This window comes from Nocardia testacea NBRC 100365 (assembly GCF_000308775.1).
Taxonomy (GTDB): Bacteria; Actinomycetota; Actinomycetes; order Mycobacteriales; family Mycobacteriaceae; genus Nocardia; species Nocardia testacea.
Genome location: NZ_BAGJ01000076.1, coordinates 1 through 26,411, shown reverse-complemented (window position 1 = coordinate 26,411; position 26,411 = coordinate 1). Strand labels below are relative to the sequence as shown.

The following is a 26,411-nucleotide window of genomic DNA, read 5'->3' as shown; positions in this document are numbered from 1 at the left end:
CCGTGCGCCACCGCCGGCTCCGGCTCGTACCCGGCCGCCGCCGCACTCCCGTACCCGGCTGTCGCCACCGCCGGACCACCCTGCTCGGCCGTGGCGGCCGCCGGACCCCCCTGCTCGCCCGGTATCCCCGGCGAACCGGGCCGCGCTATCGGCTCCGGGCCGGTCTCTCGAGCCGAAACCCCCGGCCGCTGCTGTGGTTCCGCCGTAGCGCCGGCGGAAACACCATCGCCCCACCCGCGGCCGGTATCCGCGCTCCTCACACCCGTTTCCCTCGCGGCCTGCCCCGCGCGACCGTTCTGCACCCCCGCATCCGGCCCGGAGATCGGTTGATCGGAGCCGGTCCGACCGCGAACCGGGGTATCCGTGGCCCGCACACCGGCCGAGTTCCCCGTATCGCTCCCCGCCCGGCGCTCCTCGCCGATCGGCGACTCCCCGGAATCGGCCGGGCCCGTATCGGTTCCGCTGAGGACTCCGCTGCGCTCCGGATGTGTATCCGGAGCGGCCATCGGTGCGGGTCGGACGCCCGAACCCTGGATCGGTGGGCGGGAGCCCGCATCCTCTGCCACGGACGCGCCCCGCGGCGAACCCACGGGGTCTCCGGTAACGCTTCGCCCCCGGGGCAGCGCGGAGCCTGCGGAAATCGCCGCGACAGGGCCGGGTCCACCCGAGGCCACCGGTGTCGCCGGCGCGTCCGCTGCGGTATGCGAACCGGCGGCTGTGCCGGACGCGAAAACGAACCCCTCCTCATCGAGTTCATCCGGATCGGGCAGATACCGTGCCGCCCCGAGCACCTCGAAGGCCCGTTCGATGTCCTCGCCGCGCCAGCGCACCGGGCCGGTGGCCGAACGCTCGAAATACTCCGCCAATCCCTCGGAGCGCCCGATCCGCACCAGGACGGTCTCGATGCCGTCCTCCGGCGGAGGCGGCGTCCAGGTGATCCGTGATCCGGTCTTGGGGATCAGCACCACGAGTACATCGATCTGTTCGGACAGGCCGTGCCGCCGGAAGAGCGCGGCCAGTTCATTGCGTATTCTGCGCCCGCGCAGTATGGGATTCGGCGCGGACTTCCCGGTGCGCAGATCCGCGATACCGTCGCCGACCTGCCAGCGCCCGGTGGGCCCGGTGGTGAGCACACCGTGCTGCACCGAACCGAAATCGGCCAGTACCACCAGGGTGCAGGCGTACGGGGTCCAGATCAGCAGGTCGGTGTCCGGCGCGGAGCGGCGGCGCGAACGCGGTTGCGGAGAGCCGAGCAGTGCCACACCGCCCGTCCGGCCGGCTCCCGGACCCCAATCGGATACGAGTCGCCGGACAAAACGTTGAACACCCGACAATTCGGTGCTCTGCACGCGTACAATCACGGCGACCCCTACTTCGGTGACCACGAAACCCGCGCACACCACAGTGGCGCCAGGGACCTCCGAAATTCCCTGGCGCACAATGCGATTGGATGCGCCGTCGTCCATGGTAGCAATACGCGGGACAGCGCACGAGAGCCTGCGCCCGCATCAGGGCGCGCGCAATCGGGCGACGGCCACCCAGCGGGACTTCCTCCCCACGGACACGCCCGATTCCGTCCGACACCGCCCGGTCGATCGTCCAACACGGTACGTTTGGTGAACCAGAGCCGGTCTGGTAGTGCGGCCAGCCATCGGTAGAAGCGATGACGCGAGCTGCGCGCGGTTGTCCGGGACCGCTTCGAGGAGAACGTCGTATGTCGCAGCACGAGCTATCCCACGAGGTCGTTTCACTGGTCGCGGAAGGCGAGGTGCTGCGGCTCGACGCGCAGCCCGTCGACTACGCGATCGTGGCCCTCTATTTCGTCTTCGTCCTCGGTATCGGGCTACTCGCCCGGCAACGGGTGTCGTCGAGTATGGACTTCTTCCTCTCCGGGCGATCGCTACCGGCCTGGGTCACCGGCCTCGCGTTCATCTCCGCCAACCTCGGCGCGGTCGAGATCATGGGCATGTCGGCCAACGGCGCCGAATACGGTTTCCCCGCCTTCCACTACTTCTGGATCGGCGCGGTCCCGGCCATGCTCTTCCTGGGCGTGGTGATGATGCCGTTCTACTACGGCTCGAAAGTGCGCAGCGTGCCCGAGTTCATGCGCCGCCGCTTCGGCACCGGCGCTCATCTGGTGAACGCACTCAGTTTCGCGGTGGCCCAGGTCCTGATCGCCGGAGTGAACCTCTATCTGCTGGGCACCATCCTCAATGTACTGCTGGGCTGGCCGCTGTGGGTCGCGGTGATCGCGGCGGCGATCATCGTGCTCTCCTACATCACCCTGGGCGGGTTGTCGGCGGCGATCTACAACGAGGTGCTGCAGTTCTTCGTCATTGTGGCCGCGCTGCTGCCACTGACCCTTATCGGCCTGCACCGGGTCGGCGGCTGGGACGGACTGCAGGACAAGGTGGCCGCCTCCCCGGGTGGCCCCGAACAGCTGGACTCCTGGCCCGGTAACGCGCTGTCGGGCTTCGCCAACGATTTCCTGTCCATCCTCGGCATCGTGTTCGGCCTCGGCTTCGTCCTCTCCTTCGGGTACTGGACCACCAACTTCGTCGAAGTGCAGCGGGCGCTGGCCACCCATTCCATCGCCGCCGCGCGCCGCACCCCGATCATCGGCGCCTACCCGAAGATCCTCATCCCGCTGATCGTCATCATCCCCGGCATGATCAGCGCGGTACTGGTCCCGCAGATGGCCCAGTACAAGGCGGCGGTCACCGCGAACCCGGATGTCGAGAGCGACGTCACCTACAACCAGGCGCTGCTCTACCTGATGAAGGAAGTGCTACCGAACGGTCTACTCGGGGTGGGCCTGGCCGGTCTGCTGGCCGCGTTCATGGCCGGTATGGCGGCCAATGTCTCGGCGTTCAACACGGTGTTCAGTATCGACCTGTGGCAGCAGTACGTGGTCAAGGACAAATCCGACGGCTACTACCTGCGGGTGGGCCGGCTGGCCACGGTCGGCGCCACCATCGCCGCCGTCTTCACCGCGTTCATCGCGGGCGGGTTCAGCAACATCATGGACTACCTGCAGACTCTGTTCAGTTTCTTCAACGCGCCGCTGTTCGCCACCTTCATCCTGGGCATGTTCTGGAAACGGATGACTCCCACGGCCGGTTGGACCGGGCTGGTGGCGGGTACCGCGGTGGCGGTGACCATCTTCGTCCTGAACGAGACGGAAGTGTTCTCGCTCTCGGGCCAGGGCGTGAGTTTCGTCGCCGCCGGCGCGGCCTTCGTGGTGGATATCCTGGTCAGCGTGGCCGTGACGCTGGTGACCGCACCGAAACCGGCCGCCGAGCTGGTGGGGCTGGTGTATTCGGAGACACCGCGCGAACTACGCACGGACCCCGAGGCCGCCACCCTGCCGTGGTATCAGCGCCCGGTCCTGCTGGCGGGTATCGCGCTGGTGCTCGTGATCGTCCTCAATATCGTCACCGGATAGGACAACCATCGTGCTCTTCGATATCCGCACCATTGTGGGCAGCCTGCTCGGCCTCTACGGCATCATCCTGGTGATCACCGGACTCGTTAACGACACCGTCGACGAGGAGGCCAAGACCGGCGGTATCAATGTGAATCTGTGGGCCGGGCTGGTCCTGGTGGCGGTCGCCGCGGCTTTCGTGGCCTGGGCGCTCCTGCGTCCCGTGGCGGTCGACCGGCCCGACCGGGAGTCCCCACCGGACGGCACCGCGGCCGGCACCGACTGAGCCGGCGCCGGACAACACGAACTACCCGTCCGCGACAGAGCGGACGGGTAGTTACGCGGACCGGCGGCAGCTCAGTCCGGCAGGCCCAGCGCGAAGCCGATCGCGATGAGCACACAACTGATGACGGCGACAGCCACGATGATCCACATGGGGCAAGCGTACGAAACCGGACGCGCGACCCGGGTACCGGGTCGCCGGTCCGGGCGCCGCGGCCCGGACCGGCTCATCCGGAGATCAGGGCACGACCTCGACCACGTCACCCGGGTTCAGATAGTGGTAGACCGCCACGGCGCCGGGCTCGGTCAAGCGGATGCACCCGTGCGATTTGTGTTCCACCGGCCCGATATGGAACGCGATATCGCCGTTGAAGAAGACCGCGTAGTGCATCGGGGCGTTGTGCATGGTGCTCCAGTGGTAGAGCTCCTTGAACGCGACGTGGAAGACACCGGGTGGGGTCTCGAAGCCCTGCATACCGTGCGACATCGGCGTCGGCCCGTAGACGACATCGCCGTTGTCCATCAACCAGACCTCGTTGCTGGACAGCCGCAGGCAGGCCCGCGCCGCCGGTGAGCAGGGCGCCTGGGTCGGGATGATGGCCGGTGCACCGGGCACGTTCGGCCCGTTCGGCCAGAGGGGATCGGCCAGCGCGGGGGCCGTGGGCGCCAGCGCGGCCGCCGCGATACCGGCGAGTGCAGCCGTACGGCATATTCGATGGAGGAACTGTCCGTTGCTCATCTCGTGCCGACCTCTTTTCGTCGATTTGCCGCCGCATCCGGCGAGGGATAGCAAATTCCGAGCGAAATCAGAGACCTGCACCAAGGTAACCGAATATGCCGAGTCGTGGGCCACAATCACCGGGGACGTGCCGAAATGAGACCCGATCCGGCGATCGACCAGCAAACCGCAACCACTCAGGCGACACTCCAGCTGTCGGGCGTCGAGCCGCGTCGCCGCCCGCGCCGCCGGCGCTGGTAGAACACCTCCTCCACCGATATGTTGGGCACCTCCGCGACGATTCCGGCCAGTTGCGCGTCCAGGCGGAGCTCGGCGATCCGCCGGTGCAGCCCGGCCCGGCGTTCCGCCGGCAGGCCCGCCCAGATCGCGCCGATCCGGCGCTGCGAGGCGTGATCGGCGAGCGCCACCAGCCGGAGGAGTTCCGGCCAGAGATCGTCGGCGTTGGCCATCTCCGGCAGCTCGGCGATCCGTTCCACCGGCATCCGCACCATCAGGCCGACGATATAGCGCTGCACATCGGGATGGCTGCGTTCGGCCAGCAGCAGCAGACCCCGCCACGGCGCCGGGTAGAACGCGATGACCAGGGATTCGACGATCGCGGTGAGCGCCGCGGTATTGGCGAAGATCGGATTCATCGCCATCCGCTGCAGGCCCGGATGACCGAGTTTCGATACGAAGGTCATCAGTTCCGGCGCCGCACCCTTCTGGATGACGTGGGCCGCGAGTTTGCCCAGCGCTTCCGGGCTGGCGATCGCGAGCAGAATATCCCCGATCTCGGACACCACGTCCCGGGAAGCCCGCGACATCACCGAGATCGCCGCCTCCTTCAATTCCGGCGAGCCGGCCAGCACCGTCTCCATCATGCGCGGGATCCGTCGCGACCGGCCGTCCAGCAACTGGCGCAGTATGTTGCTGATCGCGGGCGCGGAATACGCATAGGCGGCGGAGAAGATGATGCCCTCGTCGTCCAGGGTTCCGTGCTCGACCGCCTCGACGAATTTCGGTTTGGCGTATTCGAGGAACGGCCCGACGGTGATGTGGTCCTTGCGGCGTAGTACCTCGTTCACGATGGCGACCAGCGGCTCGGAGGCCATGATGTCGCCCAGTTCCCCGAGTGCCTTGGGATCCACATAGGGGGTGCAGTCCGCGGCGTACTCCGTTTTCAACATGGTGAGCGTCTCGGCGGCCGCATCGGGATATTCGACGCCGACCGCTCCGGCCGCCCGGCCGGTCATCATGGGCGGCACGATTCGCTGCACCAGGGGCAGCGACACCGTGAGCGGGATGATCGGGATCAGACGTCCGATCCGTTTGAACATCTCACCGTGGAACTCGAAGATCCGGCCCGAGATCCGCTGCTCGAGTTCGTGCAGGTGATCGGCGCCGAGTCGTTCGAGGTAGGCGATACGTTCGACAGGCACGTGTAGCGTGCGCGCGAGCAGGATCATCTGCGCGCGGGTGACCAGATCGCTCATCCTTCGAGCTTGTCCCCGAACATGATCCGGCGGGTGATCGTCCGGAACGGTGGGGGAAAGAACCGGATCATTCCGTTGACAGCTTCGATGAGCAGGTCCTTCTCCTGTTGCTGGGCACTGCGGAACAATCCGAGCAGATCCTCGACCTCGGAGTCGGACAGCATTTCCGACGCGGCAGTGGGTCCGTTCAGTTCGCGGACGAGTTCAGCTTTGGCACTCATTCTGCTCCTGTGTATCGATCAGGGGCCGGCGACCGCGACAATCACCGCCGACACCGGGTATTACCCGCCCGACGATATGCCGAATCCTTGCGAAGGTAAGGGCATTTACAACTGGTGTTACCTGCCTGCAATTTGTGCTGTCGCACACCGTCGGGGTGCCGCAGACGCTACCGCAGACCGGTACCCGGCCCGGCGGTCCGCTGACCGAGGGCAGACCCTCACAGGGCCCGGCCCGGCAATCGGCCCAGGTCGGCCCGCCGGATTCCGACCCTACTCATTCCGGCCGTGCAGGAGTGAGGGCACTCACTCGCCACGACAGCCGGTATCAATGAGCCGCGGCAGCGGGACCTGTCGCATTCTCCGCCACGAGATGCCGGCGCAGGAACAGCAGCTGGTGGGCCACGGCGGCGTCGAAGAACGGATTGCCCGGCCAGATACCGAAGTGGTCGCAGGGATAGTGGCGTACCTCGGCCCGTGCCGCGAACGCCGCCCGCGCCGCGGCGTGCGGCGGTGCGCCACGATCGAAATCGGCGATCTGCACGAGAACGGGAAGCTTCAGCCCGGCGGCCGCGCGTGCGGGCCGGTAACCGGGAAGCTGCAACAGCACACCCGCGTCGATCTCGTTGCGCCAGGTGGGTCCGGCGAGCGCGCGGTAGGAGTCGTAGTACCCCTCCGACGTCAGCGCGGCGGCCTCCCCGGGACGGCCGACGAGCGGGATGAGCCCGGTACCGCCGAAGGCCGTGCCCAGCCGGGCCCGGATACCGCCGGCCGCCCCGCGCAGCACCGCCGCGAGACCGCCCTCCCGGACTGCCAGCAGACCCGCTGCCCGGCCGTCGACCAGCGGAGTGACCGAGACGACCGCCGCGAGAGCGGCCCGGACGGCGGTCGAGTCGGCGGGCGTGGCGCTCGCGGCGGCAGCGGCGGCGAATACGTGACCACCCGACAGCGACACCCCCCACAGCACCACCCGGCGCGGGTCCACACCCGGTAACCGCGCGGCGGCCGACACCGCGGCCCGGTAGTCGGCCAGTTGCTCCGACATGCGCACCCGCTGCCGCGGCCGACCCCCGCTCGCACCGAAATACCGGAAGTCGAAGGCGAGGACGTCTATTCCGGCCGCGGCGTAGGCCCGCGCGAACGGTTCGAGTCCGGAATCCTTGGTCCCTCCGAAACCGTGTGCCATCACCGCGACCGGACGACCGTCCGGGCCGTCGAACTCGGCGGACACGGCGGGGAAATGCCAGGCGTGACAGTCCACGGCACCGGAGCGGAAGGTCACGGTGACGGGAGCGCCGGTATCGGCCGGGCCCGGGGTCTGGCGCAGAGTCATCAATCGTTCCTCGCTGTGATGGGTGCGGCGGGGGCGGGACCGTAGATCGACCGCAGCCAGACGCCGACCACCGATTCGATGTAGCTCTCTCGGTCCAGTTCCACATCGAAGGTCAGTCGTTCGAGCAGGCGCTCGTTGAGCAGGAGCAGGACATCGGCCAGGGCGGTGGCGTCACCGCCGGCCGGGGCGCGACCGGCGGCGCGTTCGGCTTCGATCATGGCCGCGATGGACGGGATGAAGGCCTGGCGATCGGATTCCCACAGTTCGCGCACGCCCGGGGCACTACGCGCGGCCAGCACCGCGCCGTAGAGATGGCGGTTGCGATCCCAGAACTCGACGAGGCCGCGGATGGTCCGCTCGATACGCTCGGCGGGCGGGCCCGCGCCGACGAGAACATCGTTGAGCGCGAACACCTCCTCGTAGGTTTCCTCCAGCGCGGCCGCCACGGCCGCGGCCTTGTTCTCGAAATAGAAGTAGAAGGCGGATCGGGTGAGCCCGGCGCGCCGGGAGATCTGGGCGATATTGATCGGTTCGAGCCGACCGCCGTTGTCCCGCAACAGTTCGTCCAATGCCGCCAGTAACGCGCTGCGCCGCTGATCGCCGCGCTGCGGGGCCCGGCGGTCGGTGCGCGACCGCGTGGTCATCGGGCCCCTCCCAGCGGGACCGGTCCCCGTGCCCGCGCCCGGCGCAGCCCGGCGGGCAGCTCGGCGAGCCGCAGGTCCCGTTCGTAGACGAAGTAGTCCAGCTGCTGGGTGTGCCGGGGCCGGTCCACCACATGACCGGTGAACCGCTGCTGATCGCTTTCGATGACCCGGTGCATCGTCTCCACCGGGGGTGGCCGGTAGTGCCCCGCCGCGTACGCGGCCACCAGCCGGGCCTGGCATTCGACGAACGGGAACAGCGTGGGAAACGGCTGCGCGAAGCCCACGAAGGCGAGATCGTCGAAACCCGGCTTGAATATCCGCTTGTACAGGGCTATCCGATTGCCCGGGGCACTGAGGAATTCCGGATCGAAGAACGGGAAGGTGATGTTGTAGCCGGTGCAGTAGATGATGACGTCGAAATCCTTCGCCGTACCGTCCTCGAAATGCACCGTGGCGCCGTCCAACCGGCTCACATCGGGTTTCGCGACCACATCACCGGAGCCGAGCCGCAGCGGCAATTCCACCGATTGGGTGGGATGGGCTTCGAAGAATTTGTGATTCGGCGCGGGCAGACCGTACTTCACGGGATCGCCGGAGACCAGCGGCGTGAAGATCTGGGTGATCTTGCGCTGCCAGGACAGCGGCACATACGGCACCGTGCGGAAATAGCGGTCGGCCGGAGTGCCGGCGAAATACTTGGGCACCACCCACGCGCTCGACCGGGTCGACAGCCACACCTCGTTCTCCGTACTGCGCGAGGATAGCTCGACGGCGATATCGGCGGCACTGTTACCGATGCCGACGATCAGGATGCGCTTGCCGTACAGATCCAGCGGCGTGCGCGGATCGATATAGGAGTGGGAATGGATGGATTCTCCGGTGAACTCACCGGGGAAGTCCGGGAAGCGGGGATCCCAGTGATGCCCGTTGGCGACCACGAGCAGGTCGAATCGGCGGGTCTCGCCCGTCGCGGTCTCGATATCCCAGCCACCACCCGCCACCGGGCGGGCGTGCTCGACGGCATTGCCGAATTCGATGGCCCGTTTCAGGTCGAAGGCCGCGGCATAGCCCTCCAGGTACTCCTTGATGAGGGTGTGGTGCGGGAAGTCGGGATAGGACTCCGGCATCGGATAGTCGCGGAAGGAGAGCTGGTACTTCGAGGTGTCGATGTGCAGGGAGCGGTACGCGCTGGAGTGGCCGTTCGGGTTGCCGAATGCCCAGTTCCCGCCGATGCGGTCGGAGGCTTCGAAGCAGGTGTACCGAACACCGTAGTCGCCCAGCATCTTTCCGGTGGTCAGACCGCTGATACCCGCGCCGATGACAGCGACGGTGGGTTCGGACATACGACCTCCTCGAAGCACTGCGCCGATACCTCGGCCGACGCGGCGGTGATACCGGTCACATGGACCGTAGGCACAGATTTGACAGGTGTCAATAAAAATCAACCCTTGTCAGCGCGGCACGGAGCGGCCTAGTTTGTGAGGCACGCCATAGTCGGCGGGAGCGGGAGGCCACCATGAGAGCGCTGCAACTCACCGAACCCGGCACGCTGGAGATCCGTGAGGTCCCGACCCCCGAACCGGGTCCGGGCGAGCTGCTGATCCAGGTCGGCGCCTCTGGTATCTGCCACTCCGACTTGCATGTTCTCCACCTCCCCTTCAAGGTCCGCGACGATCCGCTGACCCTCGGACACGAGATCGCCGGCACCGTCGCCGCGGTCGGCGACCAGGTCGCCGGGCGGACGACCGGCGAACGCGGGGTGGTGTACCTGTGCTGGTCGTGTGGGCACTGCCCGGAATGCGCCAGCGGTAACGAGAATGTGTGCCGGGCGGCCGGCCGGGTCGCCATGCCACCCTGTCCGGGCCTGGGGCCCGACGGCGGGATGGCCGAGTACGTGGCCGTGCCGGCCACCGCCTTCGTGCCCATCGGCGATATGGACTTCGTCGCCGCCGCACCGCTGGCCGACGCGGCGCTCACCAGCTACCACGCCATCCGTGGCGCCCGCGATCAGCTCTACCCCGGCGCCACGGCGGTGGTGATCGGCGCCGGCGGGCTCGGCCACGTCGGGATCCAGATCCTGCGGGCGACGACCCCGGTGCGGGTGATCGCGGTGGACACCGACCCGGACAAACTCGAACTGGCGGCGGAGTGCGGTGCGCACGAGGCGCTCCCGGCCGATGCGGGCACCACGAGCCGGATCCTCGCCATGACCGGCGGCCGGGGCGCGGAAGCGGTCTTCGACTTCGTCGGTGTGGACGCGACCGCCAAGCTCTCGGTCGAATCGGTCGGACCCAACGGGGCCTACCGGATGATCGGGCTGGGCGAAGGAGATCCCGGTATCACCGCGGGCCCCGCGGGCGGGCCCGGACTGCCCTGGGGCGCGACGGTGCGCAAATCCTACGGCGGCACCAAACGCGATCTCATCGACAGTATCGCGCTGGCCCGGGAGGGGCGGATCACCGTACGTACCCAGCAGTTCCCCCTCGAGGAGGGGGCGCACGCCTACGAACTGCTCGAGCAGGGCCGGATCCGCGGCCGCGCGGTCCTGGTGCCCTGACCGGCCCTACGAACCGGTCGCCCACATATTGCTGAGCAGCCTATGGCTGGGCGTATCGGCCAGCGACTGCGAGGATTCATAGATCCGCACGTAGGACGTGGCGTGGATACGCCAGATCCCGTCGGCGCCGCGCCGGTAGCGGTCGGTGTAGTACCCGGCGCCACGGATCAGCACACCGAAGTCCGTAGCCAATACCGTGTCCTCGAACAGCCAGCTGCCGGTCGCGGTGTCCCCGTCGACACTGATCTCCGGATGATTGGCCACGTGGGTGGTGACGATGCCGGGGCCCATGTTCTCGCGCATGAACCCGACCACCGCGTCGCGCCCATCGAGGGTGAGTGCCTTACCCATGGCGTGGGTGCCGTAGCGGGCTTCGATCTCCGGATCCAGCGTGGCGGCGAAATCGTCCCACTGCTTCAGATCCAGAGTGCGGAAGTACCGGTACTTGAGGCCGCGGAGATGTTCGAGTGCCTGCAGATCCATGCAGCCACCTTGGCACGGCGGCACGGACCCGGCAAGAACATGTTCTACTTTTGGTTACACCGGCCCTCGTTTGCGCCCTCCGGATCGTGGTACAGCGCCGATACCGGACGACAGCTCGCGGCACCCGGTCCGTCGCGCCGGAGTTGCCGCGCAACCCAGCAGCGACGGAGACAGCAATGCACAGTCCCGAAATACTCATCGACGCCTTCGACCGGATCCGCGAGGCGGTCCACGAGGCGGTGGACGGACTCGACGAGCAGGCTCTGACCCACCGGCTCGATCCGGCGGCCAATTCGATCGCGTGGCTGGTCTGGCACCTCACCCGGGTGCAGGACGAACATCTGGCGGAATTACAGAGCGCCGAGTCGCTGTGGACGGGGCGCGGCTGGTTCGAACGTTTCGACCTGCCGATCGACCGGGAGGCCACCGGATACGGCGATACGCCCGCCGAGGTGGCCCTCATCAGCGCGCCGCCCGAACTGCTCACCGGCTACCACGATGCTGTGCACACACGGACGGTCCGCTTCGTGGGCGCGCTGGTCGACCGCGACCTCGACGCGGTCGTGGACGCGAACTGGGATCCGCCGGTGACCATGGGCGTACGCCTGGTCAGCGTGATCGCCGACGACCTCCAGCACGCCGGGCAGGCCGCTTTCGTCCGCGGGATCCTCTCCCGCGCCCCGGCCGGCCGCACGGATCCGGCGGCCACCCGCTGACCGCGTGCCGGCCCGGCGGTGCCGGGCCGGTCAATCGCGCAGCGCCTGCTCGCGGAGCCAGCCCAGGGTGCGCGAGAGTATCCGGGAGATGTGCATCTGCGATACCCCGAGTTCCTCGGCGATCTGCGACTGGGTGCGAGATTCGAAGAACCGCATCCGCAGCACCTGGCGCTCCCGCTCGGACAGCTCTTCGAGCAGGGGTTCGATCGCCAGATAGTCCTCCAGCCACCCGAAGGAAGGCTCTTCGGCGCCCAGCGATTCCACCAGTGGCAGGGCCGAACTGTCGCTGTCCTCCCCGGTGGCGGGCGCGTCCAGGGATGACGCCTGGTAGGCATTACCGGCGATGAGGGCCTGGGTCACCTCCACCACATCGATCTCGAGTTCCGCGGCGATCTCCTTGGCTCGCGGTACCCGCCCCAGCCGCTGCGAGAGGATCTCGATGGTAGGGCCCAGGTTCAGCTGCAGTTCCTTGACCCGCCGCGGTACCCGGACCGACCAGGTGTTGTCGCGGAAATGCCGGCGGACCTCGCCCATGATGGTCGGCACGGCGAAGGACAGGAACGACGACCCCCGCGCGACGTCGAAGCGGTCCACCGCGTTCACCAGGCCCAGCCGGGCCACCTGCAGCAGATCGTCGTAGTTCTCCCCGCGTCCGGAGAACTTCCGGGCGATGTGCTCGGCCAGCGGCAGGCACCGGCTCATGATCTCCGCGCGCAGCTCCGCCCGCGCGGGGTCGCCCTCGGGCAGCGCGGCCGATTTTCCGAACAACGGTTCGATGTTGTCGTAACTGTCGTGGCCGCGATGGCGTCGTGAAGGTCCGGGATCGGCCCGTGCTCCTTCACGCGCCATCGGCGCCTCCTCGGAACCAGCTGAACTCGACATCGGTCGGGTAACCACCACTCGCCACGTCGTAGGGGTGCTGTTCCACGCTGACCGAACGGGTCAGCGTCCGCACGATATGCCAGCCGAATCCCTCCTGGTCCTGGAGTGAGTCGACCTCCGAGATCGAGGTTACGCGCACTGTCATGCGATGCTCGTCGTAATCGAAATCGCAGGTCAGACTCGAATCGGGAACAGCCGAGGCAATCAACGACGTAGCCACCTCATCGAGGGCGAGCCGGATATCGGTCACCTCGTCCAGACCGAAATCGGCGATCAGCGATACGGTCTCGGCCAGCGCACGCAGCATCACCAGCTGCTCCTGCCGGGCCGGGATCCGTACGCCGACGGTCGTATCCGCCGATGTCGTATAGACGGAATCGGAGACACTCTCCCCCATGCGCACCACCACCTCGTTCCTGCCGCCCGCACCCCGGCGGGCGGGGGCGCCCGCCGGGCCCCGTCGATGCCCGTGACCGTCGGTGGCGCCGCGGTTCGTCTTTCCTTCGGATGTCGGCCTGATTGTCACATGCGCACATACCCGGGCCGGAATCGCCGAAACACCGCCCAGTTCACGCGCGGTCTATTCGCTCGTGCACAGTCAGCAGCAGATGATCGAATTCGGTGCGCAGTGCGGGCGCGGCGTAGTCGACGGTGGGCAGTTCGGCGACCAGTCGCGCGGCCAGCGCGCGCAGTTTGGTGTTGGTCTCCTGGGAGCGCCAGATGAGCACCCGGAACGCCTGGTCGGCACTGATCCCGTAGACGACCATCAACGCACCCTTGGCCTGCTCGATCACCGCCCGCGCCGCATACAGACCCGGCAAAGTGTCCTGCAGAGTCTCCTCCCGCTCCTCGGCCAGAGTCTCGGTGAGGTCGATGTAGTAGCCCGTGGAACCGATCACACGCCCCTGCTCGTCGGTCATCACATCGGCCACCACGACCACGTGCTTGGTCTGCCCGGCGAGGTCGACGATGCGGTGCCGGCTACAGAACGGTGTCGCTTCGGCCACCGATCTCGCCAGCGCGGACGCCACCTGGGCGCGGTCGTCGGGATGCTTGTGCCCGAGCAACAGCTCCGTGCTGGGCGCCATCGGTTCGGGCGGATAACCGTGCATCTCGGCGACGGCTTCCGACCACTCCCAGCGTTGGTCGGCGAACCAGAACCGGAAGGCGCCCGCGCACTGCGAGACGCTCCCGATCGAGTCCCACAGTTCTTCGGCGACCACGCCGTCTTCTCGCCTCACGGCTCGAGTATCGCCTGTTCCCGCGCGGGAAGCGACACCGCCCCGGCCGCGCGGGCGGCCGGGGCGGGGGGTTAGCGAAAGCGGCGGCTCAGCTCGTGAGCGCGCTACCCAGGCTCGGGAAGTACCGGAACTGCGGCCGTACACCGGCGACCTCGAGGGCCCGTTCCACTTCCTTGCGGCCGCTGACCACCCGCAGTTCGACCCCGGCCCGCCACGCGGCGGCCTTGGCCTCGGCGAGGATGACAGCGGCACGGATGCTCATGAACGTGGTCGCGCGCAGGTCCAGCACCACGGCGTGGCACAGGCCGGCACGGCATCGCTCGAGCAGAGTGCGCAGTTCTTCGTGCAGTACGGCGTCCAGCTCGCCTTCGACGCGGGCGATCACGCATTCGGGGTGTTCGGTACTGCGTCGTGACCACATGCGTCCGGTGGTCACCGGGCGCGGGTCGTGCTTGCGATGCTGATCGGCCCGGCATCGGGCGGTGGTAACCGACATATCAATCCCATCCCTTGCTGGTGGGGGATTTCCGGTTGGCGTACGCGCTACGGGCGGATATCGGAACGGGAGGCCTTCCCGTCCATCGAACCCGGGCACCGAGAGATACGCGGTACCGGGATCGGCTGCATGTTTTCAACCTGACGACCATTCTGGCACGGTCGGCCGACTGTGTACACCGCCGCCGACCCCGGCATATCCCGGTCGCCGACGCCCCGGAGCGGGCGGATGGGAATGTTTATCCCCCGAGCGACCGGCTATTGCGCACAGGCACAGGGCCGGGTCGGACCGGCCGACCGAACAGGGGCGGAGGTTTCCGGAATGGCTTCTCTGACCGCGGTGGCACTGGTGTGCTCCTTGAAGAGTTCACCCGCCGAGTCCAGTAGCGATCTGCTGGCCCGGCAGGTGCTCGACGAGCTCGCGAAGCACGATGTGACGGGCGAGGTGATCCGGGTCGTCGATCACGATATCCGGCCGGGCACCAGCACCGACGAGGGCGACGGTGACGAATGGCCCGCTGTCCGGGCCCGCGTGACCGACGCGGATATCCTGCTGTTCGCGACGCCGACCTGGGTGGGGCATATGTCGTCGGTGGCCCAGCGCGTGCTGGAAAGACTCGACGCCGAACTGTCGGAAACCGACGACGCGGGACGGCCCGCCATGTTCGGCAAGGTCGCCCTGACCGCGGTGGTGGGGAACGAGGACGGCGCCCACAAGATCACCGCCGACCTGTTCCAGGGCCTGAACGATATCGGCTACACCGTGCCCGCGCAGGGCGGAACCTACTGGAACGGCGAGGCCATGAGCGGCGTCGACTATCTGGATCTGGACAAGATCCCCGACGCGGTCGCCTCCACCAACGCGACCGCCGCCCGGAACGCGGCTCATCTCGCCCGCGCGCTGCGCGGCGCGCCCTACCCGGCCGAGTAAACGCGCAGCGCGTCCCGCTGCCCTCCCCAGGGATCCGTTCGATGCCTGCGAAAGGCGAACCATGGTCGAAACACTCATCCCGCGCGAAGTCGCCGTCGGCGCGCTCGCGCTTCCCGTGGCCCGCGGCCCGCTGTCGGCGGCCGTGCTGGCCCTGCTGCTGGAGGCGCCCGGACGTCCGGTACCCGAGGTGCCCGACGACCTCGATCCCTACGATGACGATTTCCAGCTGACTCTGCATACCTGTTACGAGCTGCACTATCAGGGTTTCGCCGGGGTGGACGCCGACTGGGAATGGGACCCGGGGCTGCTGCGGTTGCGCGCCGAACTCGAGCGCCGGTTCCTCGCCACCCTGCGCGCCGAGGTGCCCGGTGGTACCGATGTCACCGCGGAGCTGGACCGGCTGCTCACCGTGCCGGTGGCCGGCGGTGTGCCGGGCCGGCTGCGTGACGACGGCACCTGGTGGCAGATGCGCGAATACTTCGTGCAGCGCTCGATCTACCACCACAAGGAGGCCGATCCGGTGGCCTGGGTGATACCACGCCTGCGCGACCGGGCGAAGGCCGGATTGGTGGCGATCGAGTTCGACGAGTTCGGCGGCGGCCACGGGGACCGGATCCACGCCCGGCTCTACGCCGACCTGCTGCGCGGCGCGGGTCTGTCCGACGGCTACCTGCACTATCTGGACGTCGTCCCCGCCCCCATGCTCGCCCTGGTCGACATGATGTCGCTGTTCGGCCTGCACCGTTCGCTGCGGGGGGCGGTCGTGGGCCATTTCGCGGCGGTGGAGATCACCTCCTCACCGGCTTCGAAACTGATGGTCGAGGCACTGCGGCGATTCTCCGCCCACCCCGACTGTGTCCGGTTCTACAGCGAGCACGTGACCGCCGACGCCGTCCACGAACAGGTGGTACGCCGAGACGTGCTCGACGACCTGCTGGCCCGCGAACCCGAACTGGCCGAATCGGTGGTGTTCGGAATCCAGGCGACCGATCTCCTCGAAGACCGCTGCGCGGACCAGATGCTCGACCGCTGGCGTGCGGGCGAGAGCTCGCTGCGGACGACGGAACGGTGAGACCGATGTTCGTCCGTGTTCCCGGCGTCTACCGCCCCCAGCCCGATACCCGGCTGCTGGCCCGGGCGATGACCGATGCGGCCCTGCCACGCGACGCACAGGTCCTCGACGCGTGCACCGGAACCGGCGCGCTCGCGATCCACGCCGCCCGTTCGGGGGCGGCGGCGGTGACCGCGGTGGACCTGTCCCGCGCCGCGCTGGCCTCGGCCTGGTTCAACAGCCGGCTGTACGGGGTGCGGCTGGAGCTGCTGTGCGGGGATGTCACCCGGGTGGTCGCGGGCCGCACCTTCGACGTGGTGGTCGCCAATCCGCCCTACGTCCCCAGCGAAACGCATCCCCCCGAGGACGGGCCCGCACGCGCCTGGGACGCCGGCTGGCACGGCCGCCATCTGCTGGACCCCCTGTGCGAGATGATGCCGCAACTGCTCAGCGTCGGCGGTACCGCACTGATCGTGCACTCCGCGGTCTCGGGTATCGCCGCCACCCTCACCCGGCTGCGTACGGGCGGGCTGAAGGCGACCGTGGTGGCGCGCACCGTCATCCCGTTCGGACCGGTGATGCGCAGCCGGCTGGAGTGGCTGCGCGAGCGCGGTCTGATCCAGCCCGAACAAGAGCACGAGGAACTGGTGGTGATCCGTGCCGACCGAACCCGCTGAAACACCCCCCGGTCCCGACGAATTACTCGCCGCGATCCGGCCCGCCGCGCCCGATTGCGGGGCGGCGCGCGACACCCCTGACCCACGGCCCGAGCCGGCCGCCACCGCATCGGAGGCGACGGAGCCGGTGCGCCGGATCACCTTCACCGCCGAAGGCCCGGCTCTGGTGGAGGGCCCGCTGGAGGTGGTCACCCCCGAGGGCGACCACATGCTGGCCGACCGCTTCCTGGTCGCGCTGTGTACCTGTAAACGTTCCGGGAGCTACCCGCTGTGCGATACCAGCCATCGCCGCCGGGCCCGGCGCGCCGGAAAGGACCGAGACGGGAGGTAGACGGTATGTCATCCATGGATCCCGACCCCGCCGAAACCCCTGATCTGGAACCGGGCGGCGGCGTGCCGCCGGGTTCCACACCCCCCGACACCCCGCAGACCTCCGGGTTGTCGGCGGAGGAGCCCGCCACCCGGCATCACTTCCCGCCGACCGGCGTCTTGGCGATTGTGCTGACAATCGCCCTGGTCGCGGCGTTCGTGGTGGTGGCGGTGGCCCTGGTGATCACGGTCGTGAGCTGATTGGCGGCGGCGTTTCCGGGTAGCCGCGTCATATGGCTCCGACCACGCAGCAGTTGCTCCATGCGCTGACGCGAGCCGCCAATGCGCTGACGCACCACGACGTTCCCTTCGCCGTGGCGGGTGGATGCGCGGTCTACGCCCGGGGCGGACCCCCCTCCGACCACGATGTCGATATCTTCGTCAAACCCGCCGACAGCGGCCGGGCTCGCAGCGAACTGGCCCGGGCGGGACTGCGGATCGCCGACGCGGCCGAGGACTGGCTCACCAAGGCCTATGACGGTGACACCCTGATCGACATCATCCACCGGCCCAACAATCGCGAGGTCGACGACGCCCTGCTGGCACGAGCCGAACTCATGCGGGTGGGACCGACGATGGCGCCCGTGGTACACGGCACCGACCTGCTGGTCGACAAACTGCTGGTGTTCGACGCGCACCGGCTGGACCTGAGCCCGCTGTTACGCATCTCCCGCGACCTGCGCGAACAGGTGGACTGGCCGTCGGTACGCGCCCAGACCGAACATTCGCCCTACGCGCGGGCGTTTCTCGGGTTGATCGACGATCTCGGCATCGCCGACACCCGGACCGATGATCGAACCTCAGGAAAGGCCGGATAGATGTCGGAAACCCAGCACCGTCCGCCCGGCCGGCCACCGGAATATCTGGCCGCCGAACTACACCGGGCCCTGACCGAGGATCCGCGCTGCGCCGAACAGGGCGTACGCGTACGGATCCGGGGCGAAGTGGTGGTACTCGACGGCGAAGTGAGTACCGCGCAGCGCCGGCGCCGGCTCGAGGACGTGGTGCGCGAGATCGCGCCGGACGTCCAGATCCACAACGACGTACATGTGACCGCGACGCCCGGCCCGGGCGAATGCGAGGACCTCGGTGACTGACACCACCGGGCGGAAGGGAGTGCACCGATGCGGATCGCCGCTGTGGGGGATGTCCATCTGGGAACCGATTCACGGGGGATGCTGCGTCCCGCGCTGCGCGGTCTCCCGGAGCACGCCGATGTACTGCTGTTGGCCGGTGATCTGACCAATCACGGGACGCTGCCCGAAGCCGAGGTGGTGGCCACCGAATTCGCCGATGTCGGCGTCCCCGTCATCGCGGTCCTCGGTAACCACGACTATCACAGCGACCGCTCCGACGAGATCACCGCGATGCTCGGCGCGGCCGGCATCACGGTGCTCGAGGGCAGCGCCACCACGGTCACGATCGGTGATCGCACGCTGGGGGTCGCCGGGACCAAGGGCTTCGGCGGCGGTTTCGCCGGGAAATGCGCCAGTGTGTTCGGCGAACCCCTGATGCGCGAGTTCGCCGGGCACACCGTGGAGCTGGCCACCCGGCTCGATACCGCGCTGGCCGAATTGGACACCGATGTCACGGTGGTCCTCACGCACTACTCCCCCGTCAGCGACACGCTGCACGGTGAGCCGCGGGAGATCTACCCGTTCCTGGGTTCGTATCTGCTCGGTGAACCCATCGACACCCACCGGGCGGATCTGGCGCTGCACGGGCACGCCCACGCCGGATGCGAGCGCGGCACCACACCCGGCGGTATCCGCGTCCGCAATGTCGCCCAGCCGGTCATCCGGTCGGCCTTCGCCGTATACGAACTACATCCGCGGGCGGCGCGCGAGCGTGAGCGCAGCGCCACCGCGCTGACCGGATGACCGTGGCGCCTACTGGGCGAAAGCGGCCTCGAGACCGTCGAACCAGGCCGCTTCCTCGAGCAGCCGGGTGCTGCGCCAGCCGGCGGGCGTGCGGACGAGGTCGTGGTTGTACCAGCCACCGCAGGTGAACTGTTTGCCCGGGGACACGATCATCGGGTTGAAGAACATCGCCCGGACCTTCGCGGTGTCGCCGTCGAGTTCGACCGCGATATTCGAGATGAAATGCTGGGTGCGGGCGAACAGCCCGAGCTGTTCGGTCAGCTTGGCCACCACGGTTTCGAGGTCGCCGACCGGGCCGCCGGCCGTGCTGTAGTCGATCTGGGCGTCCGCGGTGAACACCGACCGGTACAGCGCCCAGTCCTTGCTGTCGACGGCGGTGGCATAGCGGGTGAGCAGATCGGTGATCTCGAGCCGGTCGGCGAGGGTCGCTGGATCCATCCCTCCATACAACCGCACCACCATGGCCTCCCGGGTGGATTCGGCCTCAGCGGCGGCGGAGGATCCGGCGCCATCGGCGCCTCCCGGAGGTGGAGCGGGGCCGGGCGGTATCCGGGCGCGAGACCGCCGGGGCCGCGACGGCCGGAACCGCCACCCGGGCGGACCGCTCCCGCCACTCCCGCACGACCGCGTCCGCGTCCACCGGCGCGATCGGCACCTGCGGGCCGATGGGCATCCGTAGCCAGTCGACGATGCGCCGGTTGAGCTCGGCGACCGTCGCACGGACCTCCGGCTCGGACGCGGCGTCGCGGACGGTCTCCGGTAACCGCTCCACATCACGGCGCAGCAGCAGCGAAGGCGGCAGCAACGCGTCGCCGCTCACGCCTTCGCGACGCAGATAGTCGCGCAACCACGTGTTCTCGTCGTGGTAGGGATTACCGGCACCCGGTAGTGGTTTACCGGCGCCGGGGAGGTTCTCGAATTCCCCGCGTTCGGTGGCCTCCCGGATCTTGCGGTCGACCCAGGATTCGAAGTCGACACCCACGGGTTTGCGCTCGGTCATCGTGGCTCCTCACCGTCTCCCACCACGGTAACGCCGATTCCCGGCAGCCGGCGCCGGCGGTGACCTGTGGAGCCCACAGGCCACTCGCCGGGTCAGGCCCCGTTGGTGGAGGCGCTGCGGGTGCGGCCGGAACGGGCCCGGCGGCGCTCGGCCTGGAGTTCGGCGAGCTCCTGCTCGAGAATGTCGGCGACCCGGAACTGGCCGGTGTCGTAGCCGTCGGAGGAGCGCACGACGTCGAGGAACTCGTCGGTCTCCTTGTCCCCGGACATCTTGCCCTTGGGACCGTCGGAGGAACCGTTCCTGGCGCCGTCCGAGGACCCCTTACCCAGCCCCGAGATCTTCTTGGGTTTGGTGACCGGAAGTTTGTCGGTGGTGTCGGCTGTCGTGGTCGTTACCGAATCCCCGTCGAACAGTGGCGAATTGGCGGCCATCTCATCGAGCAGCGAGCTGGTCCGTCCGATCAATCCCGAGGTGACCTCCGCCAGATCCCCCGACCGGCGTTTTCCCGTATCACCACCCTTGCCGTCCGGCCGGAAGGCCGAACCGCTCGATGCGGTACCCGATGTCTTCTTGCCACCCGGTTCCAGTGCGGCCGGTTGCGGCGCGGCCTCGGCCATCGGCATCGTGGCCGCCGCCTTCGCATGGTCCAGACGCAGGCTCACCCGGGGCAGATTGTTGCGGATCTGATCGGCCGGATCGGGCAGCACCCGTACCTGTTCGGTGGCCCGCAGGATCGCCATACCGTAGCGGGAACTCGCCGCGTCGTGGATGAGCAGCGCGACACCGATCATCACCGGCGCGACCGCGTGCACGGCCGCGTCATACCATTCGCCGAGTCTCAGATACGGGTAGGTGTTCAACCCGATGGTCAGCGTGAGCAGCGCGATCTCGGCGGCGGCGGTCTGCTTCCGGTTGTTGATCACTCCCCATTCGGCGACCTTGTTGGTGCCGATCATGATGATGATCAGGCAGACACTGATCATCGCTTCCAGCAGGTAGCTGAACCAGAACAGGGGGTCGGTCGGGCCGGTGGGTGCGATGTTCTGCTGCACGTTGACGGCCGACCAGAGCATCCCCGCGCCGACCACCCCGGCCAGCGCGCGCAAAGACCAGGATCGATGCCGGTACAGCGAGGCCAGTTTGGCGTGCGGACTGGACTCCCGGCGCTGAGCGGCGATGGCTTTACGGGCGAGCAAGAGGTCGCGCATATCCGCCTTCTCGATCTGCTCGGTGGTCTGCCTGGCGCGATCGTTGGCCGAGGCGACCGCTTGGATCTCCTTCCAGCGCTGCCCACGTTCCTGTTCGCGGATGCGCTCGGCCAGTTCGCGTTCGGCGCGTAGCTCCGATTCCGACAGTGCTTCGGTGAGGGCGGGGTCGAACTGGTAGGCCAGCCGGCCCCGAGCGTGTTCGACGCGCTGGGCCAGTTGCGTGACATCGTCCTCGAGTGGCGGTTCGACAGTCATTACGGCTCCCGCCTCGGGTGATTCGATGGCAGACAAGTAGTCACGCCGGGGTACGGTACCGCGCTTTGCTCCGCGATGCATCGTCACGGTCGAAACAACCGAATTCCGTGGGCGTTCACAGGCTGTTCACGAGTTCCCCGGGCGGCCCGGCATTTCCGCGTCCGCGGCCGCGCGACAGACCCCGGTGATACCCCGCGGCGCGGGAGTTCACAAGGCGTTCAGGGTGGTCAGGACCGCTTTCACCACGGGACGCGCCTCGGGGACCGGAGCGAGCGGATACACATGGAACAGGCCGGGTTCGGCGATGAGACGGAGGCGCGCGCCGGCTCGTTCGGCGAACGCGCGCGTGTCGGGGTACAGGATGTCGTGTGTACCGACGAACAGATCCGTTTCCGGTAGCCCGTCCACCGGGCCGTTGATCGGGCTGAGTTCCGGCAGCCCGAGATCGTCCCCGCCGGCCCAGACCCGTCCCGCCTCGAGCAGGCCGGGGCGCGCCAGCCACGGGTCCCGCGCCTGTACCCGGTCGATCTCCGGCGCGGACAGGCGCATATCGAGACACGGCGCGAACAGGATCAGCCGCGCGGGCCCGGGCAGCCCGGCCCCCGCAAGCGCCTGGGCGAGCAGCAGCGCCAGCGTGCCACCGGCCGAATCCCCGGCCAGCACCACCCGCCCGGGATCCACCGCGGCGATCACTTCCCGGTACACCGCGAGCAGATACGGCCGCGCCGACCGGTAGGTGTAGCGCGGCGCCAGCGGGTAGATAGGCACCTCGACCCGGTGCCCGGCCGTGACGAGCCGATCGATGAACCGCCAGTGCCACCAGCTGATCTCCCGGAAGAAGCTACCCCCGTGCAGATAGATCACGACTTTCCCGGATTGCGGCGCCGTCCGTGGTGTCACCCGGTAGCAGGGAAATCCGTCGACGAGGCGGTTCTCGACCCGGTGACGGCGCCGCAGCCGCCACGGCGGGACGTGGGTGCCGGCGGGTTCGGCCATCGCGGCACGGGCCTTCTCGGCGGTCGCCATCCCACGTTTGCGGGTGAGCCGCAGGAACACCGACAGCGCCCGGGCTCGGCGACTGACCATGTACGTCCACTCCCTCCGTATCCGACCCGTTGGGCGGTTCCGGACAGGCCCGGCTCTCCGCAGCATATTCCGATGCGTCCACCGGTGCGGGCGCGTTACCGTCGGCGGATGTGCGACGACAGGTCATACCGTTACCGGACGCACTACGTCTGCCCCTCGTGCCGGATATCGCAGAAGCGCCGGAGCCGACGGCCCGGGGCGGATCCGCTTTCGCCGGTGCGGTACGGTTGCCCGCGTTGTGGATTCGAAATGTACTGCGCCGGACCGGACTTCGCCGCACCCGGACGAAAAGACCGCGCGGCCTGGTCGGTCGTCGCCGCGGTGCTGAGCGCCGGCCTGCGATACGACGGCTACGACAGCTGCGGATGCGGCCGGGAGCCGAAGTTCCGTCCGCGCACCCGCGCCGAGCTCCGGCCCCGGCGCGATCACGCGGCACGGCACGCGCTGCCACCGGCCGACGTCCTGTCCCGGCGCGATCTCTGGCACGCGTTCCCGCGGTAGCGGCACGCGGCACGGCACCGGCCGGAACCCCGGTGCTCACCCGCCTCGGCGGCAGGTGAGCACCGCGTTCACTTCTTGGCGCGTTTCTCCCTGACCCGGACCGAGATCCGCACCGGCGATCCGGCGAACCCGAACTCCTCACGCAGCCGCCGCTCCAGGAACCGGCGATAGCCGGCTTCCAGGAACCCGGTGGTGAACAGGACGAAGGTCGGCGGCCTGGTGGTGGCCTGGGTGGCGAACAGCACGCGGGGCAGTCGCCCGCCACGCATGGGCGGCGGCGTCGCGGCCACGACCTCCTTCAACCAGTTGTTCAAGCGACCGGTCGGAATCCGCTTGTCCCACGACTCCAGCGCGGTTTCCATGGCCGGGACGAGTTTCTGCACCGCCCGGCCGGTCTGTGCGGAGATATTGACCCGCTGCGCCCACGGCACCCGCACCAGGTCGCGATCGACCTCACGCTCGAGCTGCAGGCGGCGGTCCTCGTCCACCAGATCCCATTTGTTGAACGCCAGCACCAGGGCCCGCCCGGAGTCGGCGACCAGGCTGATCACCCGCAGGTCCTGTTCGGTGATGGGCTGCGCGGCGTCGATCAGCATGATCGCCACCTCGGAGGCCTCCAGCGCCGATTTGGTGCGCAACGAGGCGTAGTACTCGGTACCGCTGGCATTGGCGACCTTGCGCCGCAGGCCGGCGGTATCGACGAAACGCCAGACCTTGCCGCTCAGTTCCACCAGCGAATCCACCGGGTCGACGGTGGTACCGGCGATATCGTGCACCACCGACCGCTCGTCACCGCTGAGCTTGTTCAGCAGGCTCGACTTTCCGACATTCGGTTTCCCGACCAGAGCTACCCGGCGCGGGCCACCACCGGGCCCGCCGAGTTCACGCGGTGTCTCCGGCAGCACTTCCAGTACATCGTCGAGCAGATCACCGGTCCCGCGGCCGTGCGCGGCGGAGACCATGCGCGGCTCCCCCAGCCCCAGCGACCACAGCGCGGCCGCGTCGGCCTCCAGGCGCTGGTCGTCGACCTTGTTCGCGACCAGGATGACCGGCGTCTTCGCCCGCCGCAGCACCTTCACCGCGGCCTCGTCGGTGGCGGTCGCGCCGACCACCGCGTCGACCACCAGCACAATGGCATCGGCGGTGTTCATGGCGAGTTCGGCCTGTCGCGCCACCGACTGCTGTAGCCCCTTGGCGTCCGGTTCCCAGCCACCGGTGTCCTGCACCCAGAAGCGGCGGCCCGCCCAGTTGGCCTCGTAGGAGACCCGGTCCCGGGTCACCCCGGGCACATCCTCGACCACGGCCTCGCGTCGGCCGAGAATGCGGTTGACCAGCGTCGATTTACCGACATTCGGGCGCCCGACCACGGCCAGGGTGGGCATCGGCACATGTTCGGCGGCCTCGGCGTCACTGGCGAGATCGGTGAGCTCCCACTCCGATTCGTCGCTCCATACGCCGTCGCCGGCGAGTACGTCGCTCACGGTGTCCCCGCTCATCCGGCGACTCCCCGGCTGCGCGCCGCGGCACGATCCCGCGGCCGGTCCAACTGCCGGCCGACCTCGCGGTACAGCTCTTCGATGGTCTCGTCCATGGTCAGTTCGCTGGTGTCGACCTGCACCGCGTCCTCGGCCCGCCGCAGCGGCGACACCGCGCGCGTCGAATCGAGGCGGTCGCGGCGCTCCACATCGGCGAGCACCCCGGCGTAGTCGTCTCCGCGACCCTCGGCGATGTTCTGCTGGTTACGCCGATGGGCCCGCGCCTGCGCGGACGCGGTCAGATAGATCTTGGCGTCGGCGTCGGGCAGGACGGTGGTGCCGATATCGCGGCCCTCGACCACGATCCGGCCCGCGCTCACCGCGATCTCACGCTGCAGCGCCACCAGTTGCTCCCGGACCTCCGGCACCGCCGACACGGCCGACACGGCCGCGGTGACCTCGGGGCCGCGGATCTCGGTCCGCACATCGTCGCCGTCGAGTTCGATCAGTTCGCGCTCGGGATCGGTACCGATCCGCAACGGCATATCGGTGACCGTCGCGGCCACCGCGGCGGAATCCGCCGGGTCGACCCCCGCACGCAGCACCTGCAGCGTGGCGACCCGGTACATGGCGCCGGTATCGAGATAGCGGGCCGAAAGCCGTACCGCCAGCCGCCGCGACACGCTGGACTTCCCGGTCCCCGAAGGACCGTCCATCGCGACGACCAGGGACCGGTCGCGGGCCGGATCCACGACGACCCCCACCGGAGCTTCCACACCGTTCACAAAGACACCGCCTCGTAGAGTTTGCCGATTTCGTCGCGCCCCAGCACGCGCAGCGTGCCCGGACGCTGGTCGTTCAGGACGACCGGGCCGATATGAGTGCGCACGAGCCTGGTCACCGGATGTCCGACCGCGTCCAGCAGCCGCCGCACGATATGTTTGCGCCCCTCGTGCAACACCACTTTCACCAGGGAACGTCCCTCGTCGACCTCGAGCACCTGGAAGCGGTCCACCTTGGCCGGTCCGTCGTCGAGCTCCACGCCCTCGCGCAGGATCTTGCCGATCGAACGGTGCACTTCGCCCTGCACGGTGGCCAGATAGGTCTTGGACACCTCGTAGGAGGGGTGCATCAGCCGGTGCGCGAGATCACCGTCGTTGGTGAGCAGCAACAGGCCCTCGGTATCGGCGTCCAAGCGGCCGACGTGGAACAGCCGCTGCCCGGCCGCGACCCGTTCGGCGACGATATCGCCGACACAGGGACGGCCCAGATCGTCGGACATGGTGGACTGCCAGCCCTTGGGCTTGTTCAGGGCCAGGTGCACGAGTTCCTCGCGCACCACCACCCGGGTGCCGTCCACCCGCACCACGGCGTTCTCCGGGTCGATACGCAGACCCTGCTCACGCACGATGATCCCGTCGACCTCGACGCGGCCCTGCTCGATCATCTCCTCGGCGGCCCGGCGTGAGGCGACCCCGGCCTTGGCCAG

31 protein-coding genes and 1 pseudogene are annotated in these 26,411 nt (G+C 68.5%); 13 read left to right on the top strand and 19 right to left on the bottom strand.

What is annotated here, in order from left to right; genetic code table 11:
• Positions 1–1,262, bottom strand: a pseudogene (locus ON38_RS09565) (hypothetical protein); the annotation flags it as partial.
• A 452-nt stretch (positions 1,263–1,714) separates the two neighbouring features.
• Between ON38_RS09565 and ON38_RS09560 the strand changes: the two are divergent.
• Both ON38_RS09560 and ON38_RS09555 read left to right on the top strand, forming a co-directional pair.
• The gene (locus tag ON38_RS09560) at positions 1,715–3,445 is read left to right on the top strand and encodes a sodium:solute symporter family protein (protein ID WP_039824096.1); all 1,731 of its coding nucleotides are present in this window, start codon (positions 1,715–1,717) and stop codon (positions 3,443–3,445) included.
• Between the two features lie 10 nt (positions 3,446–3,455).
• Complete coding sequence (locus tag ON38_RS09555; RefSeq protein WP_039824094.1) at positions 3,456–3,710, top strand: hypothetical protein; 255 nt, start codon at positions 3,456–3,458, stop codon at positions 3,708–3,710.
• A 234-nt stretch (positions 3,711–3,944) separates the two neighbouring features.
• On the opposite strand, the gene ON38_RS09550 is transcribed toward ON38_RS09555, so the two are convergent.
• The 6 genes from ON38_RS09550 to ON38_RS09525 all read right to left on the bottom strand — a co-directional run bounded on the left by ON38_RS09550 (position 3,945) and on the right by ON38_RS09525 (position 9,458).
• A complete protein-coding gene (locus ON38_RS09550; RefSeq protein ID WP_051164544.1) occupies positions 3,945–4,445 on the bottom strand; it encodes a L,D-transpeptidase in 501 nt (166 codons plus the stop codon).
• 176 nt (positions 4,446–4,621) lie between these two features.
• Positions 4,622–5,920 carry a hypothetical protein gene (locus ON38_RS09545; protein ID WP_039824092.1) on the bottom strand — a complete coding sequence of 433 codons (1,299 nt, stop codon included), beginning with the start codon at positions 5,918–5,920 and terminating at the stop codon, positions 4,622–4,624.
• Complete coding sequence (locus tag ON38_RS09540; RefSeq protein ID WP_039824091.1) at positions 5,917–6,141, bottom strand: hypothetical protein; 225 nt, start codon at positions 6,139–6,141, stop codon at positions 5,917–5,919. The genes ON38_RS09545 and ON38_RS09540 overlap by 4 nt, the downstream gene beginning before the upstream one ends.
• 325 nt (positions 6,142–6,466) lie before the next feature.
• Positions 6,467–7,471, bottom strand: a complete 1,005-nt coding sequence (locus ON38_RS09535) for an alpha/beta hydrolase (protein ID WP_051164543.1) — start codon at positions 7,469–7,471, stop codon at positions 6,467–6,469.
• Entirely contained in the window at positions 7,471–8,115 is a 645-nt protein-coding gene (locus tag ON38_RS09530; RefSeq protein WP_051164542.1) for a TetR/AcrR family transcriptional regulator, read from the bottom strand. Before ON38_RS09530 ends, ON38_RS09535 begins: the two co-directional genes overlap by 1 nt.
• Positions 8,112–9,458: a flavin-containing monooxygenase gene (locus ON38_RS09525; RefSeq protein WP_039824090.1), complete on the bottom strand. Its 1,347-nt coding sequence runs from the start codon at positions 9,456–9,458 to the stop codon at positions 8,112–8,114. Before ON38_RS09525 ends, ON38_RS09530 begins: the two co-directional genes overlap by 4 nt.
• A gap of 173 nt (positions 9,459–9,631) precedes the next feature.
• Between ON38_RS09525 and ON38_RS09520 the strand changes: the two genes are divergently transcribed.
• Entirely contained in the window at positions 9,632–10,672 is a 1,041-nt protein-coding gene (locus ON38_RS09520; RefSeq protein ID WP_039824088.1) for an NAD(P)-dependent alcohol dehydrogenase, read from the top strand.
• 6 nt (positions 10,673–10,678) lie between these two features.
• Here the strand turns inward: ON38_RS09520 and ON38_RS09515 are convergent, their stop codons facing one another.
• Positions 10,679–11,155 (bottom strand): nuclear transport factor 2 family protein, encoded by a 477-nt coding sequence (locus tag ON38_RS09515; protein WP_039824086.1) that lies wholly within the window; start codon positions 11,153–11,155, stop codon positions 10,679–10,681.
• Between the two features lie 176 nt (positions 11,156–11,331).
• On the opposite strand from ON38_RS09515, the gene ON38_RS09510 reads away from it, so the two are divergent.
• A complete protein-coding gene (locus tag ON38_RS09510; protein WP_051164541.1) occupies positions 11,332–11,871 on the top strand; it encodes a mycothiol transferase in 540 nt (179 codons plus the stop codon).
• A gap of 30 nt (positions 11,872–11,901) precedes the next feature.
• On the opposite strand, the gene ON38_RS09505 is transcribed toward ON38_RS09510, so the two are convergent.
• The 4 genes from ON38_RS09505 to ON38_RS09490 all read right to left on the bottom strand — a co-directional run bounded on the left by ON38_RS09505 (position 11,902) and on the right by ON38_RS09490 (position 14,490).
• On the bottom strand, positions 11,902–12,720 hold the full coding sequence (locus ON38_RS09505; protein ID WP_039824085.1) for a SigB/SigF/SigG family RNA polymerase sigma factor: 819 nt from the start codon (positions 12,718–12,720) through the stop codon (positions 11,902–11,904).
• A complete protein-coding gene (locus tag ON38_RS09500) occupies positions 12,710–13,150 on the bottom strand; it encodes an ATP-binding protein (protein WP_039824106.1) in 441 nt (146 codons plus the stop codon). Before ON38_RS09500 ends, ON38_RS09505 begins: the two co-directional genes overlap by 11 nt.
• 172 nt (positions 13,151–13,322) lie before the next feature.
• On the bottom strand, positions 13,323–13,994 hold the full coding sequence (locus tag ON38_RS09495) for a PAS and ANTAR domain-containing protein (RefSeq protein ID WP_039824083.1): 672 nt from the start codon (positions 13,992–13,994) through the stop codon (positions 13,323–13,325).
• 88 nt (positions 13,995–14,082) lie between these two features.
• Positions 14,083–14,490: an STAS domain-containing protein gene (locus ON38_RS09490; protein WP_051164540.1), complete on the bottom strand. Its 408-nt coding sequence runs from the start codon at positions 14,488–14,490 to the stop codon at positions 14,083–14,085.
• Between the two features lie 321 nt (positions 14,491–14,811).
• On the opposite strand from ON38_RS09490, the gene ON38_RS09485 reads away from it, so the two are divergent.
• The 8 genes from ON38_RS09485 to ON38_RS09450 all read left to right on the top strand — a co-directional run bounded on the left by ON38_RS09485 (position 14,812) and on the right by ON38_RS09450 (position 19,397).
• On the top strand, positions 14,812–15,420 hold the full coding sequence (locus ON38_RS09485; protein ID WP_039824081.1) for a flavodoxin family protein: 609 nt from the start codon (positions 14,812–14,814) through the stop codon (positions 15,418–15,420).
• A gap of 61 nt (positions 15,421–15,481) precedes the next feature.
• Positions 15,482–16,492 (top strand): iron-containing redox enzyme family protein, encoded by a 1,011-nt coding sequence (locus tag ON38_RS09480; protein ID WP_039824080.1) that lies wholly within the window; start codon positions 15,482–15,484, stop codon positions 16,490–16,492.
• 5 nt (positions 16,493–16,497) lie between these two features.
• On the top strand, positions 16,498–17,148 hold the full coding sequence (locus tag ON38_RS09475; RefSeq protein WP_039824079.1) for a HemK2/MTQ2 family protein methyltransferase: 651 nt from the start codon (positions 16,498–16,500) through the stop codon (positions 17,146–17,148).
• Entirely contained in the window at positions 17,129–17,479 is a 351-nt protein-coding gene (locus tag ON38_RS38050) for a CDGSH iron-sulfur domain-containing protein (RefSeq protein ID WP_083872475.1), read from the top strand. Before ON38_RS09475 ends, ON38_RS38050 begins: the two co-directional genes overlap by 20 nt.
• A gap of 5 nt (positions 17,480–17,484) precedes the next feature.
• Positions 17,485–17,718 (top strand): DUF6480 family protein, encoded by a 234-nt coding sequence (locus ON38_RS09465; protein WP_039824078.1) that lies wholly within the window; start codon positions 17,485–17,487, stop codon positions 17,716–17,718.
• Between the two features lie 32 nt (positions 17,719–17,750).
• Entirely contained in the window at positions 17,751–18,335 is a 585-nt protein-coding gene (locus tag ON38_RS09460) for a nucleotidyltransferase family protein (RefSeq protein ID WP_039824077.1), read from the top strand.
• Positions 18,336–18,614: a BON domain-containing protein gene (locus ON38_RS38170; RefSeq protein WP_039824076.1), complete on the top strand. Its 279-nt coding sequence runs from the start codon at positions 18,336–18,338 to the stop codon at positions 18,612–18,614.
• A gap of 27 nt (positions 18,615–18,641) precedes the next feature.
• Complete coding sequence (locus tag ON38_RS09450) at positions 18,642–19,397, top strand: metallophosphoesterase family protein (protein ID WP_051164539.1); 756 nt, start codon at positions 18,642–18,644, stop codon at positions 19,395–19,397.
• A 9-nt stretch (positions 19,398–19,406) separates the two neighbouring features.
• Here ON38_RS09450 and ON38_RS09445 read toward each other — a convergent pair whose 3' ends face one another.
• The 4 genes from ON38_RS09445 to ON38_RS09430 form a co-directional block, all read right to left on the bottom strand.
• On the bottom strand, positions 19,407–19,835 hold the full coding sequence (locus tag ON38_RS09445; protein ID WP_039824100.1) for a nuclear transport factor 2 family protein: 429 nt from the start codon (positions 19,833–19,835) through the stop codon (positions 19,407–19,409).
• A gap of 46 nt (positions 19,836–19,881) precedes the next feature.
• Entirely contained in the window at positions 19,882–20,397 is a 516-nt protein-coding gene (locus ON38_RS09440) for a DnaJ family domain-containing protein (protein WP_039824075.1), read from the bottom strand.
• A 92-nt stretch (positions 20,398–20,489) separates the two neighbouring features.
• Positions 20,490–21,860: a hypothetical protein gene (locus ON38_RS09435; protein ID WP_039824074.1), complete on the bottom strand. Its 1,371-nt coding sequence runs from the start codon at positions 21,858–21,860 to the stop codon at positions 20,490–20,492.
• A 207-nt stretch (positions 21,861–22,067) separates the two neighbouring features.
• Positions 22,068–22,946 (bottom strand): alpha/beta hydrolase fold domain-containing protein, encoded by an 879-nt coding sequence (locus ON38_RS09430; RefSeq protein ID WP_039824073.1) that lies wholly within the window; start codon positions 22,944–22,946, stop codon positions 22,068–22,070.
• Positions 22,947–23,195: 249 nt separating this feature from the next.
• Here ON38_RS09430 and ON38_RS09425 point away from each other — a divergent pair, with 249 nt between their 5' ends.
• Positions 23,196–23,447 carry a hypothetical protein gene (locus ON38_RS09425; protein ID WP_039824072.1) on the top strand — a complete coding sequence of 84 codons (252 nt, stop codon included), beginning with the start codon at positions 23,196–23,198 and terminating at the stop codon, positions 23,445–23,447.
• Between the two features lie 68 nt (positions 23,448–23,515).
• On the opposite strand, the gene der is transcribed toward ON38_RS09425, so the two are convergent.
• The 3 genes from der to ON38_RS09410 form a co-directional block, all read right to left on the bottom strand.
• Complete coding sequence (der, locus tag ON38_RS09420; protein WP_039824071.1) at positions 23,516–24,943, bottom strand: ribosome biogenesis GTPase Der; 1,428 nt, start codon at positions 24,941–24,943, stop codon at positions 23,516–23,518.
• Entirely contained in the window at positions 24,940–25,638 is a 699-nt protein-coding gene (gene cmk / locus ON38_RS09415; RefSeq protein ID WP_051164545.1) for a (d)CMP kinase, read from the bottom strand. The genes der and cmk overlap by 4 nt, the downstream gene beginning before the upstream one ends.
• 65 nt (positions 25,639–25,703) lie before the next feature.
• On the bottom strand, positions 25,704–26,411 hold a 708-nt coding region (locus tag ON38_RS09410; RefSeq protein WP_051164538.1), incomplete at its 5' end, for a pseudouridine synthase.